Origin of the sequence: Sphingomonas sp. CBMAI 2297, assembly GCF_029870595.1 — a bacterium.
Classification (GTDB): Bacteria; Pseudomonadota; Alphaproteobacteria; order Sphingomonadales; family Sphingomonadaceae; genus Sphingomonas.
On record NZ_JAPDIR010000008.1, the window covers coordinates 22,576 to 40,434 of the forward strand.

The 17,859-nt window shown below is 64.8% G+C and carries 20 protein-coding genes; 11 read left to right on the plus strand and 9 right to left on the minus strand.

Annotated features, from left to right (window positions below):
- Positions 1-5 precede the first annotated feature (5 nt).
- From OMP43_RS12510 to corA, 8 genes are all read left to right on the plus strand, one after another.
- On the plus strand, positions 6-1,712 hold the full coding sequence (locus OMP43_RS12510; RefSeq protein ID WP_015449263.1) for a copper resistance system multicopper oxidase: 1,707 nt from the start codon (positions 6-8) through the stop codon (positions 1,710-1,712).
- The gene (locus OMP43_RS12515) at positions 1,709-2,695 is read left to right on the plus strand and encodes a copper resistance protein B (protein ID WP_345846194.1); all 987 of its coding nucleotides are present in this window, start codon (positions 1,709-1,711) and stop codon (positions 2,693-2,695) included. Before OMP43_RS12510 ends, OMP43_RS12515 begins: the two co-directional genes overlap by 4 nt.
- Positions 2,689-3,930 (plus strand): MFS transporter, encoded by a 1,242-nt coding sequence (locus tag OMP43_RS12520; RefSeq protein ID WP_007683345.1) that lies wholly within the window; start codon positions 2,689-2,691, stop codon positions 3,928-3,930. The genes OMP43_RS12515 and OMP43_RS12520 overlap by 7 nt, the downstream gene beginning before the upstream one ends.
- Positions 3,931-4,009: 79 nt before the next feature.
- Entirely contained in the window at positions 4,010-4,447 is a 438-nt protein-coding gene (locus OMP43_RS12525; RefSeq protein ID WP_007683347.1) for a DUF411 domain-containing protein, read from the plus strand.
- Between the two features lie 383 nt (positions 4,448-4,830).
- Positions 4,831-5,094: a type II toxin-antitoxin system RelB/DinJ family antitoxin gene (locus OMP43_RS12530; protein ID WP_004212689.1), complete on the plus strand. Its 264-nt coding sequence runs from the start codon at positions 4,831-4,833 to the stop codon at positions 5,092-5,094.
- The gene (locus tag OMP43_RS12535) at positions 5,081-5,362 is read left to right on the plus strand and encodes a type II toxin-antitoxin system YafQ family toxin (RefSeq protein ID WP_004212690.1); all 282 of its coding nucleotides are present in this window, start codon (positions 5,081-5,083) and stop codon (positions 5,360-5,362) included. The genes OMP43_RS12530 and OMP43_RS12535 overlap by 14 nt, the downstream gene beginning before the upstream one ends.
- A 365-nt stretch (positions 5,363-5,727) precedes the next feature.
- The gene (locus tag OMP43_RS12540) at positions 5,728-6,429 is read left to right on the plus strand and encodes an SDR family NAD(P)-dependent oxidoreductase (RefSeq protein WP_237751663.1); all 702 of its coding nucleotides are present in this window, start codon (positions 5,728-5,730) and stop codon (positions 6,427-6,429) included.
- Positions 6,430-6,879: 450 nt separating this feature from the next.
- A complete protein-coding gene (gene corA, locus OMP43_RS12545; protein ID WP_047169236.1) occupies positions 6,880-7,848 on the plus strand; it encodes a magnesium/cobalt transporter CorA in 969 nt (322 codons plus the stop codon).
- A gap of 59 nt (positions 7,849-7,907) precedes the next feature.
- On the opposite strand, the gene OMP43_RS12550 is transcribed toward corA, so the two are convergent.
- From OMP43_RS12550 to OMP43_RS12590, 9 genes are all read right to left on the minus strand, one after another.
- Positions 7,908-8,315, minus strand: coding sequence for a response regulator (locus tag OMP43_RS12550; RefSeq protein WP_013039094.1), 408 nt, complete (start codon positions 8,313-8,315; stop codon positions 7,908-7,910).
- A gap of 81 nt (positions 8,316-8,396) precedes the next feature.
- Positions 8,397-9,020 (minus strand): response regulator, encoded by a 624-nt coding sequence (locus OMP43_RS12555; protein WP_013039093.1) that lies wholly within the window; start codon positions 9,018-9,020, stop codon positions 8,397-8,399.
- The gene (locus OMP43_RS12560) at positions 9,010-10,545 is read right to left on the minus strand and encodes a PAS domain S-box protein (RefSeq protein ID WP_280280035.1); all 1,536 of its coding nucleotides are present in this window, start codon (positions 10,543-10,545) and stop codon (positions 9,010-9,012) included. Before OMP43_RS12560 ends, OMP43_RS12555 begins: the two co-directional genes overlap by 11 nt.
- Before the next feature lie 58 nt (positions 10,546-10,603).
- On the minus strand, positions 10,604-11,077 hold the full coding sequence (locus OMP43_RS12565; protein ID WP_013039091.1) for a DUF305 domain-containing protein: 474 nt from the start codon (positions 11,075-11,077) through the stop codon (positions 10,604-10,606).
- Between the two features lie 90 nt (positions 11,078-11,167).
- On the minus strand, positions 11,168-12,355 hold the full coding sequence (locus OMP43_RS12570) for a copper resistance protein B (RefSeq protein WP_021238863.1): 1,188 nt from the start codon (positions 12,353-12,355) through the stop codon (positions 11,168-11,170).
- Complete coding sequence (locus OMP43_RS12575) at positions 12,352-14,280, minus strand: copper resistance system multicopper oxidase (protein ID WP_280280036.1); 1,929 nt, start codon at positions 14,278-14,280, stop codon at positions 12,352-12,354. Before OMP43_RS12575 ends, OMP43_RS12570 begins: the two co-directional genes overlap by 4 nt.
- A 67-nt stretch (positions 14,281-14,347) precedes the next feature.
- Positions 14,348-14,914: an RNA polymerase sigma factor gene (locus OMP43_RS12580; protein WP_280280037.1), complete on the minus strand. Its 567-nt coding sequence runs from the start codon at positions 14,912-14,914 to the stop codon at positions 14,348-14,350.
- Complete coding sequence (locus OMP43_RS12585; protein ID WP_007683368.1) at positions 14,911-15,351, minus strand: periplasmic heavy metal sensor; 441 nt, start codon at positions 15,349-15,351, stop codon at positions 14,911-14,913. Before OMP43_RS12585 ends, OMP43_RS12580 begins: the two co-directional genes overlap by 4 nt.
- On the minus strand, positions 15,351-15,623 hold the full coding sequence (locus OMP43_RS12590; protein WP_004212738.1) for a hypothetical protein: 273 nt from the start codon (positions 15,621-15,623) through the stop codon (positions 15,351-15,353). Before OMP43_RS12590 ends, OMP43_RS12585 begins: the two co-directional genes overlap by 1 nt.
- Positions 15,624-15,756: 133 nt before the next feature.
- Between OMP43_RS12590 and copC the strand changes: the two genes are divergently transcribed.
- Genes copC through OMP43_RS12605 form a run of 3 tightly spaced genes read left to right on the plus strand, consistent with a single transcriptional unit; the run spans position 15,757 to position 17,794 of the window.
- Positions 15,757-16,134 carry a copper homeostasis periplasmic binding protein CopC gene (copC, locus tag OMP43_RS12595; protein ID WP_022684260.1) on the plus strand — a complete coding sequence of 126 codons (378 nt, stop codon included), beginning with the start codon at positions 15,757-15,759 and terminating at the stop codon, positions 16,132-16,134.
- A 4-nt stretch (positions 16,135-16,138) separates the two neighbouring features.
- Positions 16,139-17,083 carry a copper homeostasis membrane protein CopD gene (copD, locus tag OMP43_RS12600; protein ID WP_022684259.1) on the plus strand — a complete coding sequence of 315 codons (945 nt, stop codon included), beginning with the start codon at positions 16,139-16,141 and terminating at the stop codon, positions 17,081-17,083.
- Between the two features lie 36 nt (positions 17,084-17,119).
- Positions 17,120-17,794, plus strand: a complete 675-nt coding sequence (locus tag OMP43_RS12605) for a class I SAM-dependent methyltransferase (RefSeq protein WP_280280038.1) — start codon at positions 17,120-17,122, stop codon at positions 17,792-17,794.
- Positions 17,795-17,859 lie beyond the last annotated feature (65 nt).

Here is a 17,859-nt window from a genome sequence, read left to right on the forward strand (position 1 = left end):
AGTTCATGTCTCCCTTACATATCCGGCCGATCGCACGGCGCCGTTTCGTCCAGGGGCTGGCGATCGGCGGCGCGGTCGCCGGTTTCGCCCCGGCGCTTCTCGCGCGATCCGCACCAACCTTGCCCGCTGAGCTGAGCGGGACCGAGTTCGACCTCGAGATCGCCGAGCTGCCGGTCAACTTCACCGGCAAACGCCGTATCGCGACCGCCGTGAACGGCAGCGTGCCCGCGCCGGTCCTGCGCCTGCGCGAAGGCGACACGGTCACGCTGCGCGTACGCAACGGCCTCAAGGAGATGTCGAGCATCCATTGGCACGGCATCATCGTGCCGGCGGAGATGGACGGCGTGCCCGGCATCAGCTTTGCCGGCATCGCGCCGGGCGAGACCTTCACCTATCGCTTCGAGGTCCGCCAGAGCGGAACCTACTGGTATCACGCTCACACGCTCGCCGAGCAGACGGGACTCTATGGAGCGATCATCGTGGAGCCAAAACAGGTGCCGACGGCGCGGGCGCCCGATCGCGACTATTGCATCGTGCTCAGCGACTGGTCGGACGAGCCGCCGCTGCAGATCTTCCTCAATCTCAAGAAGCAGAGCAGCTACTATAATTTTGCGCAGCCGACCGCCGGCGATTTCCTCAAGGATGTCGGCACCATGGGCTTGGGCAAGGCGCTCGAGCGGCGGCGGATGTGGAACAGCTCGCGGATGAACCCGACCGACTACAGCGATGTCTCTGCCGCGACCTACACCTATCTGATGAACGGCGCGCCGCCCGCCGGCAACTGGACCGGTATCGCCGCGCCCGGCGAGCGCGTGCGCCTGCGCTTCGTCGGCGCGGGGACGGCGACGTTCTTCGACGTGCGGATCCCCGGGGTCGAGCTGACGGTCGTATCGACCGACGGGCAGCCGGTCGAGCCGGTCACGGTCGAGGAATTCCGGATCGGCCCGGGCGAGACCTACGACGTCGAGTTCACCATGCCCGAGGGCGGCGCCCGCACCATCTTCGCGCAGGCGATCGATCGGAGCGGCTATGCGCGTGGCACGATCGCACCGGCCCCGGGCATGGCGGCAGCCGTGCCGCCGCTCGATGCCCGGACCTGGCTCGAGCCGGTCGACATGATGGGCGCGATGGCGACGATGGGCGCAATGGGAGGCGACGCGCATGCCGGGCACGGCATGACCGAGATGCCGGCCAGGGCACGGCACGCCCGCACCGAATATGGCGCCAATACCGACATGCGCGTCGACTATCCGCGCACCAATCTGGACGATCCCGGCGCCGGGCTGCGCGGGCGCGGCTGGCGCGTGCTGACGCTGGCCGATCTGCGCACGCCGGGCGGCGATCCCGACCCGCGCGAGCCCGAGCGCGACATCGAGCTGCATCTGACGGGCAATATGGAACGGTTCATCTGGTCGCTCGACGGCATCAAGCTCAACGATTCCCGGCCGCTGCATTTCAAGCCGAACGAGCGGCTGCGCGTCACCTTCGTCAACGACACGATGATGGCGCATCCGATGCATCTGCACGGCATGTGGAGCGATGTCGAAGGCCCGGACGGCGCCTTCCAGGTCCGCAAGCATACGGTCGTGGTCCAGCCCGCCCAGCGGGTGAGCTTCCGCGTCACCGCCGACGCCATGGGCCGATGGGCCTTCCACTGCCATCTGCTCTATCACATGGCGGCCGGCATGTTCCGGGAGGTGGTGGTCGCATGATCCGGATTATCCCCTCGCGCGGCATTGCTCTTGGCGTTGCCCTCTTCCTGGCGCCGGCGATCACGGCTCCCGCCCTCGCGCAGGATGCCTTGCCCCCGTCGCCCGCCGCCACCCCTGCCCAAACGGCCACTCCCGCTCAGCACACCCCTTCCGCGCAAGGCTCTCAGGAGCATGCGGGCATGGACATGCCGGGCATGGATATGACCGACACGAAGGCGTCCGGTAACGGCGCCACGATGGACATGGGCTCGATGCAGGGTGGCAAGGCCCCGCCGGACGCGCGCAACTCGGACGATTATGCCGACGGCTATCGCAACTCGACGCTGCCGGGCTATGAGATGGCCGACAAGCTCTCGATCCCCAAGATACTTGTCGATGAGCTCGAGTTCACCAGCGGCAACGAGGGTCAGGGCGTGGGCTGGACCGTGCTCGTCACCAAGGGTCAGGACAATGACAAGCTCTGGCTGCGCAGCCAGGGGCTCAAGAACTCCCGCGACCAACGTCTCGATCCGGAGAGCAGCGTCGAGGCGCTGTGGTGGCACAGCAAGAACCCGTTCTGGGGCACGCTGCTCGGGGTCAGGCAGGATCTCGGCAAGGGTGCGACCACCTGGCTCGCCGCCGGCGTCGAGGGACTGGCGCCCTATTGGTTCGACGTCCAGCTCACCGGCTATGTAGGAACCGATGGGCGTCTCGCGGCGCGCGCCAAGGCCTCCTATGAGGTCCTGTTCACCAATCGGTTGATCCTTACGCCGCAGGTGGAAACCAATATCTATTCGAAGCGGTCGAGCGATCGGCAGCTCGGCAGCGGCTTCAGCAATGTCGAGCTGAGCGGACGGTTGCGCTACGAGGTGTCGCGCAAGTTCGCGCCCTATATCGGCTTCGTCTGGGAGCGCGCATTTGACGGCACGGCCGATTTCCGTCGCCTGCGCAGGGAAGGGCCTTCCGAACACAGGCTGGTGATCGGCTTGCGCGCCTGGTGGTGATCCGCGGATGGCCACTCGAGGGATCGACCGCGAACGCGCCGCGTGACAAGGCTGGATCGCAAGCCAACGGTCGCTGGCCGGCCTCCTTTTTCGTCTTGTTGCTCGCGGCGGCTGCGGCGTCGGCGGGACAGACGGCCATTCTCGCCTTCCTTCCGGCACTGGTCGACCCGGCTCGTGGCGCGCTATCGTCAAGCGCTCATGATTTTCACGTCGCGAGCCTGACCGCGGTCCATCCCCTGGCAGCCTTGCTGGCGGCGCCGCTCTGGGGCTGGATCGCGGACCGGGTCGACTATCGGGCGATGTTGCGCGCAGCGCTGGTCATCCTCGCGCTGGTGACCGCGCCGATCGGCCTCGTCGGGTTGCCTGAGCTTTATGCATTGCGTCTGGTGGCGGGGATGGCGTCGGCCGCCATCATACCGTTGGGCTTGCTCTGCGCGAGCTTTGCCGCAAGCGGGCGCGCGGACCAGGCGCGCCGCTTCACCTGGCTGACCGCCTTCGTGTTTCTGGGCGATCTCGCCGGTCCGCTGGTGGCGGAGGTCTCGGCCGCGATCCTGCCCCGCGCTCCCCTCATGATCCTCGCTCTCGGCATCGGTGCCGTCGGGGCGGCGCTTTGCGCCGTGCGTCTGCCGCGCTGGTGTGCACCTTGCATCGATGGCGGAGACCTGCCCGCGCCTACGCTCGGCGCGACGTTGATCCTGCTTTTTATCACGATCGTCGCGGGCGGCGGGCTGGCGGCGATGCATGTCAATCTCCTGGTGACGCGGAGCGCCATTTCGCTGAGCCGCGAAGAGATCGCCTGGATGCTCAGTCTCTGCGGATTGGGCATGCTGGCGGCACAGATCTTCCATGCAAAGCTGGATTGGCTGGTCACTGTGCCGAGGCGGCTTGCCGGATTGACGCTGGGCCTGCTGGCTGTGGCACTTTTCATGTTTCCTGTCGCCGCGAGTATGGCCGAGCTCAGTGGGATCATCGTTGCTGCCGGCTGGAGCTCGGCAACCCTTCGATTGGTCACCAGCTTCTGGATCAGCGGCGGCGGGGCCCCTTCAGGCGTGAAGCTCGGTTTCCAGCATTCCGCCGCCAGCATCGGGCAGGCGCTCGCGCCGCTGGCGATAGCCATCGTCGCTCCCGGGGCGCAGCCGCTCGTTCTGTGGGGGATTGGTGGTCTATCGCTAGCGCTGCTTGTGTCCCTGCCGCTAGCCTGGAGGCCGCCCGCCATCGTAAAATCATCTGCGTGATGAGGGGAGGGGCGCATTGATGCGTATAGAAAAGAAGGGGCCTCTGCCCCATGCTTATCGTTCTTCCGGGAGTCATTTCATGAAGACCCGCCTATTCGTCGCCTTGCTGTTCCTCGCCATGCCCGGCGTAGCGCTTGCGGCCAGTGATATCGTCGTCCACCGGGATCCGGGATGTGGATGTTGCGAGAAGTGGGCGCAGGCCGTGCGCGCGAAGCTGGGACGCAAGGTCGTCATGCGTGACGATGCGTCGCGCAGCGAGCTTCAGCGCAAGGCCGGCATGCCCCGGACGCTGGCATCTTGCCACAGCGCGATCGTCGATGGCTATATGATCGAGGGCCATGTCCCGATATCCGACGTCAAGCGCTTGCTGGCGACCCGTCCTGCGGGCGTCAAAGGCATTGCGGTTGCGGGGATGCCGATCGGTTCGGAGGGCATGGAAGTGGCAGGCGCTGCCCGCCAACCCTATACGGTGGTGGCCTTCGGCAGCGCCGGTCAGCGAATTTTCGCCCGCCATTGATATCGCGCGGTTTGCAGCATCCTGCAGAATTGCCCGGTGGTAGAGGCCCCGCTGTCGAGTGTAGAACCTTGTGTCAAGCGAGCTGATGGCGTCCCTACCCCTACCTACACTGAAAAAGCAACGATTTGTCTTGTAAGTTGTTCGCGGTCGTCTCCCTGATTTGCCTGAATTTGGCCCAAAATGTGGGAACGATTGTGGGACCGTTTGCCCACCGAAAGTGTGAGAACGGCCCCAACATTCCCGATCAGGGCCCCGAACCGATGGCACTCACAGCATTGAAGGTGAAAAACGCGAAGCCCGGTCGCCATGTCGATAGCCGGGGCTTTGCCTGATTGCACTTTGCGTTCGCTTGCATTACATCGTCATGCAGAAAGGAAATCGACATGGCCGCAAACGCTCTTGTGCAGACCCGGATCGACGGAGCGGTGAAGGAGGAAGCCGCGACCGTGCTGGCTGCTATGGGGCTGACCGTCTCCGATGCCGTGCGCCTGATGCTGACCCGCGTTGCCCGCGACAAGGCCTTGCCGTTTGAACCGCTGGTGCCCAATGCCGAGACGATCGAGGCCATGAAGGAAGCGCGCGAGGGAAAGGGCAAGCGGTTCGCCACGGTGGTCGACCTGATGGCCGACCTCAATGCGGACGATTGAACGCTTCGGGCGGTTCAAGCGCGACTACAAGCGGGAGAAGAAGGGGCAGCACGCCAAGACGCTGGACGCTGACCTGATCCCGATCATCGAGGCGCTGGCATCCGACGAGCCGCTTGAACCGCGCCACCGCGACCATGCGCTGACCGGCGACTGGCGCGACCATCGCGATTGCCACATAAAGCCCGACCTCGTGCTGATTTACCGCAAGCCCGATGACGACACCTTGCAGCTTGTGCGCTTGGGATCGCACGCGGAATTGGGTTGGTGACGCCCGCGCATGGCGAGCTTATACGTTTGTCGGGTATGTCAGCCAGAGGCACGATTACGGGTTAGGTGTGATCAGCGAGCATCCGATGCCAACAAGCTTTTGCAGAAGACATCAATCGCAGAGATGCATTCGGCAGGCGCTGCTTGAAACAAAAATGAGGGCCATAAATCACTTTCACCCTCAAATTCTGACAAATTTGCCGTTAGTTCACGACTGGTGAGCGAGAAATGAGCCGATCGCGTTGGGCTTGAAGAGCCGACCGCTCGCTCCACCGTCGTGACCCCTACGTTGATGACCGGCGGATGCTGGCCCGGTAGACGATGCTGCCGAGAGCGACGACGACGCCCATGATCGCAAAAGATTCCATGCTCGAATGGCTCAAAAGCCAGATCGTGAGAAGGAACGTCACGGTCAAGGACGATATTGCTGCGGTCGTGGCCCGGGCGCAGGCGCGTCGACCCGTCGATATTCTGGTCAACAACGCCGGCGGCGGCGTGATCGGCGCCACCGAAGAGATGTCGGACGCCGAGGTCGAAGGCCAGATCGCGCTCAATCTCATGGCGCCCATCCACATCACCCGCGCCTTTGTCCCCGCGATGCGCCTGCGCGGGAGCGGCCGGATCATCCAGATCTCCAGCGCCAGCGGTCAGGGCTCGCTTCCGACGAGCAGTCTCTATCATGCGGCCAAATGGGGCCTGGAGGGCTTCAGCGAATGCCTCCGCCAGGAGCTTGAACCCTTCAACCTGTTCGTGACGCTGATCGAGCCGGGTGGCGCGCGCACCAGCTTCAGCCACAACCTGCAATTCGCCAGCGAGATCGCCGCCTATCGCGATACGCCCGCCGGCGATATCCGCAAGATGTTCGAGACCGCCGGAAACGAGCTCTACACGCTCGACCCGCAAAAGATCGCGCAAGCGATCGTCGATGTCGCAACCAGCGACCATCCGCCGCTGCGCGTGACTCTGGGGGGTGACGCTTTCGGCGTTGTCCAGGCGGCGCTGCAATCGCGGCTCGCCTTTCTGCAGTCCCAGGAAGCGCTCGCGCGCTCGGTCGCTTTCGACAGTTGAGCTTTCCCGTCTTCCAGCTTTCGTCTCCGCGCGGTGCGATGCGCCTCACCGGGGCCCGGCAACCCCTGTCGTCAGCGCCGCTATCCGATACTTAGGTATAGCCATCCGACACGATTGCCGAAGCGCCAAACGGGCAATCGCTTGGTACCATCGCAAGAGAGGACGAAGCCCTCGCGGTCGCCAATCAAGGGTGCGCGGACCTTCGCAGTCTGCGTGCCCTTGATTTGGCAGCGCGCCGCCCAGCCACGCGCGTCATGAACGGGAGCGGCCTTCTGCGAAACCCAACGCTCCGCCGCTTTTTCTACAAGCTCTCGCTCGAATTGCTGCGCGCCGCTTTCTTCTTCCTGCGACTGGGCTTGAAGAATGAGGCGCGTCTGCTCGTGCGCGCGTCTCAATGGGCCAGGCACACGGCTTCCGGTCGCCGCCGCAGTGGCGGCACCGGAAAGTGCCATGAGCGTCGTCGCCGCCTTTCTTTATCACGAGGGCAAACGGCTACGGCCGGTGACCCTGATCGATCCGGCGTGCGAGCATATCGCCAAGGATGACTTTGTGTGGATCGGCCTCTCCCAGCCCACCGAGACAGAACTTGCCGACATCGCCGGAAATTACGGCCTTCACCCGCTTGCCGTGGAAGATGCCGGCAACGGCCACCAGATTTCCAAGCTCGACGTCTACGGTGACCAGTTGTTCATCGTCGCCAGGACGGCACATCTTGAAGGCGATCATATCGCCTACGGCTCCACCGCGATTTTCCTGGGCAAGAGTTTCCTGATCACCGTTCGGCAGGGTTCGGCACGTTCGCACAGCGAGCTTCGCGCGCATCTCGAAATCACGCCCGAGCTGCTGCGCGAGGGCCCGGACTATGTGCTCCATGCCATTCTGGACTTCATCGTCGATGGCTATTTCCCGATCGTCGAGGCGATCGAGGAGGACGTCCTCAAGATGGAGCAGCGCATGCTTGCAGCCTTTCTCACCCGCGAGGAGGTGACCCGGATTTTCACGCTGCGGCGTGAGCTCGTCCGCTTCCAACGCGTGCTCGGACCCATGCTCGAGGTCGGTCGCAAGCTGGTGAACCTGCAGCTTCCGCGGCTTGATGAGGCCTCCAAACCCTATTTCCGTGATTTGCTCGATCACATGCTCAGGGTTGAGAGCGCCATCACCGGCATCCGCGACATCCTGATCTCGGTGTTCGAGGCGAGTCACCTGCTCGAACAGCAGCGCCAGGGTGCGATCACGCGTCAGCTTGCCGCCTGGGCCGCGATCCTCGCGGTGCCTACCGCGATTGCCGGAATCTACGGCATGAATTTCGAGAATATGCCCGAACTGAAGACGCAATGGGGATATTTCGTCATCCTCGGCGTCATCGCTGCGGTCTGCATCGGACCCTACATCCGGTTCAAACGCAGCCACTGGCTTTGACGTCGCTGACCGCTTTCCACATCGCGCGGGCTGAGGCCGCTGGGGCAGGCCGCCATAACTCAATGCTTTCGAAGCGTCTCGGCGCGGTGCCGGTCCAACGCATCGAGCAAAGCCCTGCCGATCAAAGGCTTTGCGAGAACGTGATCGAAGCCCGCCTCGGCGGCCCGCGAGGCCAGCAGCGTGTCGTGAAAGCCTGAGATCATGATGGCGCGTCCCGACCATCCGATCTCGCGAAGGTGACGCAGCATCGCGAATCCGTCGATGTCGGGCATGCGATAGTCGAGGATGACGCAGTCTGCTTCCTTCGCGCGCGGGTCGGCCAACAGCGCGTGGCCGGTGGTATATCCCCACACAGCATAGCCGCGCGATCTCAGCAGCAGCTGGAGGCCACGCCGCACGCCGGGATCGTCGTCGGAAACGAGGATGGTGTATCTGCCATCATGCTGGGTGGAACGGACCGATGGCATTGCGAGAAGCGGACACCCGTGTGACGATTGCACCATCGATCGCATATCGCGCCCCGTCCCGTCGCTACGTAGAGGTCGCAGTCACTTCGGCTTGCGGCCCATGCCCGCGGCAAAGGCGATCCGCAGGGCTTCGGACAAATTGCGGACCTCGAGCTTGGCCATCAGGCTCGCGCGATGGACCTCGACCGTTCGCGATGAACAGCCCAGGTCATAGGCGATCGTCTTGTTGGGCAGGCCGTTCGCCAGCCTTTCGAGCACTTCCCGCTCCCGGGGCGTCAGTGCAGCGACCCGCACCCCTGCTTCGGACGTTTCCAGGGTACGAAGGTCGACATCGTCGAGACGCGCGAACGCGCGGCTGACGGCGCCGAGCAGGGCCGCTTTCTCGAAGGGCTTCTCGAGAAAGTCGACCGCGCCGCCTTTCATGGCCTGCACCGCAACCGACACGTCGCCATGGCCGGTCAGGACGATGACCGGCATGTTGACCCCGCGTGCTGCCATGGCGGCCTGAACCTCGAGACCGTCCATCTCGGGCATGCGCACGTCAAGGATGACGCAGCCGACGGCCGCCGACTTCGCCTCCTTGAGAAACTCCACGCCCGAGGCATAGGTCACGACGTCGTAGCCCGCGGTCTTGAGCGCAAAGCTCGCCGCCTTGCGGATGCTCTCCTCGTCGTCGACCAGATGGATGACGCGTCTATCCCCCATGTTCCTCCTCCGCCCGCGCATGGATCAAGGTAAAATGAAAGCGCGCGCCGCCGCGGTCGGGGCGCTCCATCCAGATACGGCCCCCATGCGCTTCGATGATGGTCCGGCAGATCGAAAGGCCGAGGCCCATGCCGTCGGCCTTTGTCGAGTTGAACGCCGTGAAGAGCTGCTCGCGGACCTCGTCGGCGATGCCGGGGCCGGTATCCTCCACGGTCACCTCGATCAGCCCGTCAGGGCGCAACCTGGTCGCCACCTTGAGGTCGCGAACGGGACATTCCGCCATCGCCTCGATGGCATTGCGCATCAGGTTGACCAGCACCTGCTGGATCTGCACCCTGTCGACGAGGACCGGCGTCGCGGCGGGATCGACCGCAAAGAAGCTGCGGATGCCGCGCTCGCGTGCGCCGACCAGCGCGAGCTGGCTCGCCTCGGCGATGACCTGCGGCAGCTCGTGGAGGCTCTTGTCGACCTCGCCACGGGCGACGAAATCGCGCAGGCGCCGGACGATATGGCCGGCCCGCAGCGTTTCCTGAGCGGCATCATCCATCACCGACCGCAGCGACACGAAGGGTTCGTCGTCCCGCTCGTCGAGCATGTCGCGGATCGTCTCGAGATAGAGCGCGACCGCGGCAAGCGGCTGGTTGAGTTCGTGGGCAAGAGTCGAGGCCATCGTGCCCATCGCGCTCAGCCGGGAGACATGGGCCAGCTCTGCCTGCAGTTCCTTGAGCCTGAGCTCATCCTGCTCCTTGGCGGTGAGATCCCGGATGAAGCCGGTGAACAACCGCTGCCCGTCTTCACCGGCCTCGCCGACCGTCAGCTGCATCGGGAAAGTCGAGCCGTCGCGGCGCTGGCCGACCACGACGCGACCGAGGCCAATGATCCGGCGCTCGCCGGTCTGCAGATAATGCGCGAGATATTCGTCATGCCGGTCGCGATCGGGCTGGGGCATGAGGCAGGAGACGTTGCGGCCGACGAGCTCGGCTTCGCTGTAGCCGAACAGGCGTTGTGCCGCTGCGCTGAACGACGTGATGGCGCCGGTCTCGTCGATGATGATCATCGCATCCGGCACCGTCGCCAGAATCGATTGCAGATGCTGCTCGCGGGTCTCGATCGATGCGCGGACCGCCGCCTCGTCGGTGACATCGCGGCTGATGCAGGCGAAGCCGCGATGTGTGTCGCCTTCGAACAGTGCGGTGATCGTCAGGCGCGCCAGATATTCCGCGCCGTTCTCGCAGACCCGCCACGCTTCGCGCTCCAGCGTGCCCTCGTGAAGGGCGGCCGCCAGGTCTGCGCCTGGACGCCCCGCCGCAATCTCGTCGGGCGGGTAGAACAGGTCGTGGGGCTGTCCCAGAACGCGATCGAGCGGCCAGCATTCGGCACGCTCGCCTTCTTCATTATAGCTCAGCACGATCCCGGAAGGATCGAGCAGCGTCAGGACGTGGCCGCCAGCCTGTCGCAGGAACAGCAGCGCAAGCCGCGCTACGTCGCTTGCAATCTCGTCCGCCCCGCGCCTCGTGTCGACCATCGGCCGGCTCACATGCCTGGCCGGGCGCGCGTATCCGGGCGTAGCCCGACCGAGCCGCTCAGCGCCGCGCGAGAATGGCCTTCATCTCGTCGATTTCCTGCCGCTGCGAGCGCTTGATCGATTCGCAGAGCCGGATGACTTCCGGATCGCTGAGCTTTGCTTCCTGGCACATCAGGATCGCCCCGGAATGGTGCGGGATCATCGAGCGCAGAAAGGCCGTGTCGCCGATCGTGGTCTGGGTGCGGATAAGCGCGAAGCTGCCGAAGAAGGCGACCAGCGAGGCGGCGATCAGCGCGATGTTGGCGGCCTTCGACGCAAACATGTGCCGCATGGCGAGGATCATCAGCACTACCATCGGTGCGACCATCATCAGCGTCATGTAGAGCATGTTGAGGTTGTTGTAGAAGCTGTCGAGCCCGTCGATCATGACGAACATCACCAGATACATGATGACGCCGCTGATGACGGTCTGAACGGCAAGGCTCCAATAGGCGCCCATCTTCCGGGTGTTCATGTGGGACGAATGGTCCATGGCGTATCTCCTTCGCTCGGCGCCGGCCGACCTTGGTATGAGTGTAACGCCCCGCTCTCCTGTTCGCCCCCGCCATCAGCCGTCCTGATGCTAAAACCAGAAGCGAACGCCGGCGACGAAGCTGGTCGCATGGACGTCCTCGCCGGCAAGCCTCGACAGCCGCGCCGTGTCGCCGGCTTTGCGCAGATAGGAGACGCCGATATAGGGTGCGAACTGGCGGCTGAACTCATAGCGCAGGCGCGCGCCGAGCTCTATGTTGACCAGCCCCGAACCGATGTCGTTCTCCGGAATATCCTGCGCGGCGAAATTGACCTCGGCGCGCGGCTGCAAGATCAGGCGCTGGGTGATGCGCTGGTCGTAATAGCCCTCGACCCGGCCCAGAAGGTCGCCCTTGGTCGAGAGGAACAGCGCGCCTTCGACCTCGAACATGCCGGGAGCCAGACCCTCGACGCCAACGGTCGCATAGGTGCGGTTGGGCCCGCGGCCGAAGTCCTGGCGGACGCCGGCCTGAAGGTTGAAATAGGGGTCGATGGCGCGGCTATAGAGGGCCTGGACGTCTGCGCTGTCGATCCCGCGGCCAAACTCGCCTTCCCCCTCGCTCTTGAGCCAGAGGCGGTTGATGTCGCCGCCGTAAAAGCCTTCGCCATCCCAGCGATAGCCATCGCGGCCGCTATGCGCCTGATACTCGAACAGGTTGAGCAGCACCTGCCCGAAATTGTTGCCGCCGCTGTCCTTCATCATGATGTCGCGCGAGCGCGCCATCTCGCCGCCGGGAAAATCCCGATCGGCGAAGTGGTCGCTGGGGGGGGGCGGCGGGGGCGCATTGCCGGCCGGAAGCGCCGTGCCGGTCATTTGCATGCCGGGCATGGCGGAGGTTCCGGGCATGGCGGTCTGGCCATGCTGCGAATGGTCCATCCCGGGCATGTCCGGCATCGCGCCGTCCTGATGCCGGGAGTGGTCCATGCCCGGCATCTCCGCCATCGCGGGAGCAGCGGGTTGCGGTTGACCGGCGGCATCTGCCTGTGGCGCAGGACTGGCCTGGTCCTGCGAATGGTCCATTGCCGGCATGGTGCCCGGCGCTGGTTTCTGAGCGCGCGGCCTGGTAGCGGGCTTGGGGCGCGGCGCGGCGGCCTTGTCCTTCTTTTTCTCCTGCGCCGGCCGCGCCCCGCCCGGCGGCGTCATGCCGGGCATGTCGTGCATCGAATGATCCTGGGCAAAGGCGGGCGCGGCGGAGAGAAGGGCGATCGCGCTCACCAGCGGCGTGAGGATGCGGGTCATTGCGCGTCTCCCTTCGGACGGACGCTCACGACCCGCATCATCCCTGCATGCATGTGGTAGAGGAGATGACAGTGGAAGGCCCAGTCGCCGACCGCGTCGGCGGTGAAGTCCCAGGTCACCTTGCCGCCGGGCTGGACGATCACCGTATGCTTGCGCGGCGCATGATCGCCATGCCCCGTCACCAGCTCGAAAAAATGCCCGTGAATATGGATCGGATGCCCCATCATCGTGTCGTTGATGAGATTGACGCGCACCCGCTCGCCTTCGATGAAGGGGATCGGCTCGTGATGGTCCGACATTTTTTCGCCGTCGAACGACCACATGAACCGCTCCATGTTGCCGGTGAGGTGAATGTCGATGCTGCGGCTCGGCGCGCGCACGTCCGGATTGCGATCGAGCGCCATCAGGTCCCTGTAGACAAGCACCTTGTGGCCGACGTCGGCGAGGCCCTGGCCGGGCTCGCCGGTGCGGTCTACGGGCATCGGCGAGATGGTCTGGACGCTCGGGTCGCGCTTCACCTGCGGCGCGTTCGAGAAGTCGCGCATCTTCATCGAGCCCATCGCGTGCCCGCCATGATCCATGCCCGCCATCTGGCCATCGGCGCCCATCGCGCCGTGGTCCATGCCGGCCATCGATCCATGATCCATCCCCGAATGATCCATGCCTGCCATGGCGCTATTGTCCATGGTCGCCATCGCTGCCGCCGCGCCGGTCGCGAGGCGCGCGGACGCGTTCTTCTCGGCCGTCGGATCGACGCCCCGCATAGCGCCGCCCGACATGTCCATGCCTTCCATGCCCGGCATCGAGGACATGTCCATGCCCATGTCCTTCATGTCGGCGAGCGGCCGTTTGCGTAAGGGGGGAACCTCGCCGGCCATGCCGGCCCTCGGCGCGAGCGTGGCACGCGCCATGCCCGAGCGGTCGATCGCCTCGCCGACAAGGGTGTAGGCCTTGTCATCGCCTGGGCTGACAACGACGTCGTAGGTCTCGGCAACACCAATCTGGAACTCGTCGACGGTGACCGGCACCACATTCTGCCCGTCGGCCTGGACGATGGTCAGCGGCAGGCCGGGGATGCGGACGTTGAAGGTGGTCATCGCCGACGCATTGATGACCCGCAGCCGCACCCGTTCGCCCGGGGTGAAGAGCGCGGTCCAGTTGTCCATCGGACCATGGCCGTTGACGAGATAGGTGTAGGTGGATCCGGTCACATCGGAGATGTCGGCCGGGTCCATCCGCATCTGGCCCCAGTCGAGCCGGTCCTTGAGCGGCTGATCCTTGCCCGACAGGAGCCCGGCCAGGGTCTGGCGCTGGAAATTGAAATGGCCGGGGTTGACCTTGAGGCGCCGGAAGATCGCCTGCGGCGAGAGCGCGCTGTGATCGGCGAGCACGATGACATGCTCGCGGTCATAGGCGACCGGATCGGCACCGGCGGGATCGATGATGATCGGGCCGTAATGGCCTTCCTGTTCCTGCAGGCCTGAATGGCTGTGGTACCAGTAGGTGCCGCTTTGCACGACGGAGAACTGGTAGAGGTAGTTCGAGCCCGGCTTGATGCCCGGAAAAGACACGCCCGGCACACCGTCCATATTGGCCGGCAGGATCAGCCCGTGCCAGTGGATCGAGCTGTCCTCCTCCAGCTGATTGATGACGTTGAGCCGCACGCGCTGGCCTTCGCGCAGCCGGATGAGTGGCGCAGGGACCGTGCCGTTGACGCCGATTGCCCGGAACTGGCGACCATCGATGCTCATCGACTGCCGGGCGATGGTGAGCGTGATGTCTTCGCCCGACACGGTCGGCAGCGTCGGCCGCATCCCCGGCGAGATCGTCTGCGCCCAGGCCGGCAGCCAGGCTGACAAGGCGGCGCCGCCACCGGCGAGGGCCGCGCCGCGAAGGAACTGGCGGCGGTCGAGAGCAGAAATCATTCGGTTTGTCTCAGCTTGCGGAAAGAGGGCGGGCCTACTGGAAATACGCAGCCCGCCCGCGTGCCCCTCAAACTTTCTTCAAAATTTCCGCGAGGCGCGCCCGGGCGCGGTAGAGGCGTGTTTCGACCGCCTTCTGGGAGATGCCGAGAATCTCGGCGGTTTCAGCTTCCGATTTCTCGTCGATCGTACGCAAAATAAGCGTGTCCTTGAGGGAAGACGGCAGGGCAGCAATCGCTTTCATTGCTTGCGCGAGCTGCTGTTCGGCCCCGATCGCCTGATCGGGCAGCGGTGCGTCGTCGGCGACGCCGTCCGCCTCGCCGAGCGGTAGGGCTAGGGCAAAGAAATTTCGAACCGCTCGCCGACGCCGCCAGTCATGGCATTTGTTGATGACAATCCGGGACATCCAGACCTGGAAGGGTCGGGTTACGTCATAGCGGTTGAGTGCGGCAAAGGCCGCGACGAAGCTCGCCTGGGTGACATCCAATGCCTCATCCATAGATCCGACATGGCTGCGCACGAGCCGGTGAACCCAACCTTGATGCCGGCGGACCAGCTCGCCATAGGCCGCTTGCCGGCCTCCAAGCGCCAGAGCCGCGAGCTCCCCGTCCGAGCAGTCGGGGAGGCACGCGGTCATTCGGATTTGGCCGTCAGCGCTTTCACCACGGCGTCGTCGAATTTGTCCGTCTGATCCGGGCGCAGCACGGCCCGCATCGCGAAGATATGCTCAAGTGTTTCTTTCTGCAGCGCGCCCATGGCCTGGTGCGAGCGATCCACCGCAGTTGCGACTTGCGGGCCATAGCCATGCTCCGCTTCGATCGCTTCCGCGAGACGCGCATTGTCGGCGCGCAATTCGGCCTCCAGCGCTTGACGCCGGATCGCGTAGTTCTTCTCGATTGTCTCGAGTCGGCTGTGTTGCGCTGAATTCAGCTTCAGATCGCGATGGAGCAGCTCGTGCAGCTCATTTTCGACCGGGCGCACTGGAACCACATAGACGCGGCCAATGACAACGCCAGCGATCGCCGCGGCGAAGGTCACCAGGACGAGGAGCAGGAGCCGGCGGCGGTCGCGCATCACTGCGAGCTCAGCAGCGTCGAGGGCGCAAGCGCGAGCCGAGCATCGAAGGGCGATAGCGGTTTGGCATCAGCAGACCGTGTCGGAACTGCCGAGCCGGCAATTCCGATGAACAGCGCGGTTGCGGCCGCGATGCCGAACGTCATAGCGCCAAGGCTTGGTATGGCCCGGATGCGCGCTATTTCCGCCATGACCCGGCTTTCCAGGCCGCCGAGCCTGGGATCGAGAGGCGCATCGCGCAACCGCGAGAGCAGGTGGTCAAGTTCATCCATGGTGCTTCTCCGTCTTCATCCTTCAATACGCACGATGGTCCAGGAACCCTTGCTGTAGATTGAAAAGAATAATTGCGAGGGGTGGGGGCTCGGGCTGCGTATTGTCTCATGGGATCTACAGGAGAATGTTCCAATGCGTTTCTTTTCGCCTCTCGCAGTTATCGCCGCCGTCGGCCTGAGTGTTTCTGCTCCGGCCTACGCGCATCCCAAGCTTGTGTCCTCGACGCCCGCCGCGAACGCCAGCGTCTCGGCGCCTTCGCGTATCACGCTCACCTTCAGTGAAGGTCTGATGCCGAAGCTGTCGGGCGCCGAGATCGTGATGACCGGCATGCCCGGCATGCCCAACCACCGCATGGCGGTTACCGGCTTCAAGACGGCCGTCGAAGGCGGCAAGACGCTCGTGCTGGCGCTCGACAAGCCGCTCATGGCAGGCAGCTATCAGGTCGCCTGGCACGTCGTCTCGACCGACACGCACCGCATCCAGGGAAATCTCGCCTTTACCGTCAAGTGAAGCCATGAACGACGTGGCACTCGTCGCCGTCCGCTGGGCACTCTACGTCGATCTCGGCCTGCTGTTCGGCCTGCCGCTGTTCGCGCTCTATGCGCCTGGCGGCGGCCGGATCGTTCAGCGGCATATGCCGATGGCGGCAATGGTGGCCTGTCTCGCCTGTCTCGCCCTCTTGCTGTCGGCGCTGGGGTTCGCGTTGCAGGCTGCGGCCATGACCGGCCTGCCGCTCACCCAGCCTGATCTATCCATGGTCGCAGACCTCATCAACGGCACGTCCATGGGAACGGCGCTGAAGGCGCGTCTTGTCGCGCTTCTTGTTCTTCTGCTCTGCATCCCCTTCTATCGCCGGCAATCCCGTCCTGTCTTTATCGCGTCCACTCTGGCAGGCGCGGTCGCGCTCGCGACCCTCGCCTGGAGCGGGCATGGCGCGGCCGGCGAAGGCGAGGCGGGCTGGCTGCAACTGGGGGCCGATCTCATCCATCTGCTCGCCGCGGGCGCCTGGGTCGGCGCGCTTGCCGCATTCCTTGCGCTGGTTCTTACCAGGCTCGCAACCGATGATCTCGCCACTGAAGACATGGACCGGGTCATGCTCGCCGAGGAAGCGCTGCGGGGCTTCTCCCTCGTCGGCACGATCATCGTCGCCCTGCTGATCCTGACCGGGACGGTGAACGGCTGGTTCCTGGTCGGCCCGGGCAACATCGCGTCTCTCGGGCAGTCGACCTACGGCCTGCTGCTCATCGCCAAGCTGCTGCTCTTCGCCGGCATGCTGGGCCTGGCCGCACTCAACCGTTACCGCCTGACCCCGGCACTGGCGCAGGCGATCGAGGAAGAGGACGCGCCCCGGGCGCAGGCGCTGTTGCGGGCGAGCCTCGTCGTCGAAGGCGGTCTTGCGATCGTCATTCTCGGGCTGGTCGCCTGGCTGGGGACACTGTCGCCACCCATGTCGATGTAGTTTATCGTTTCGAACGCCTCGCGTTGGGAGAAGCCAATGCAATCGTACACCCCGCCGCGCGGGACTGGATCGACGAAAGACTATGATCGCGCGATCCGCCTGTGGGCGCGGGAGAAGCGGTGGCGTGCCGCCATGCTTGCCGCCCTGGCGCCCAAAGCCGGTGAGACGGTCGTCGACGTCGGCTGTGGCACCGGCAGCTTCGCGCTGATGCTCAAGCAAGCCGAGCCCAGGACGCAGGTGATCGGTCTCGATCCCGATGCCGAGGCGCTCGACATCGCGCGGCACAAGGCCGCTGTGCGGCGGGCCGATATCGACTGGCGTCAGGGATTTGCCAGGGACGTGGCGCCGGGTGCCGCCGACGCTGTCGTGTCGAGTCTCGTGCTGCATCAGATGCCGGTCAGGGAGAAGGCGGCAACCCTGCGCGCCATGTTCGCCATGCTGCGCCCGGGTGGGCGCCTGGTGATCGCCGATTATGGCCGCCAGCAGGGTTTCATGCGGCTTGCCTTCCGCCTGACCGTGCAGCGGCTCGATGGCATCGATGATACCCGGCCCAATGCCGACGGCGTGCTCCCCGGCCTGATCGCGGCGGCCGGCTTCAGGCATGTGGCCGAGACGTTTCGGCTTTTGACCATCACCGGCGCGATCGACTTGTTTACGGCGCATCGACCGGCGCAGGACCACGGCCTTACGGTTGCCAATGACCTTGGCTGATGGCGGCCAGGCGAACGGGCCCGCCGATTTGTCCGCTTAGGCGATTACGTATTGACCCTGACACG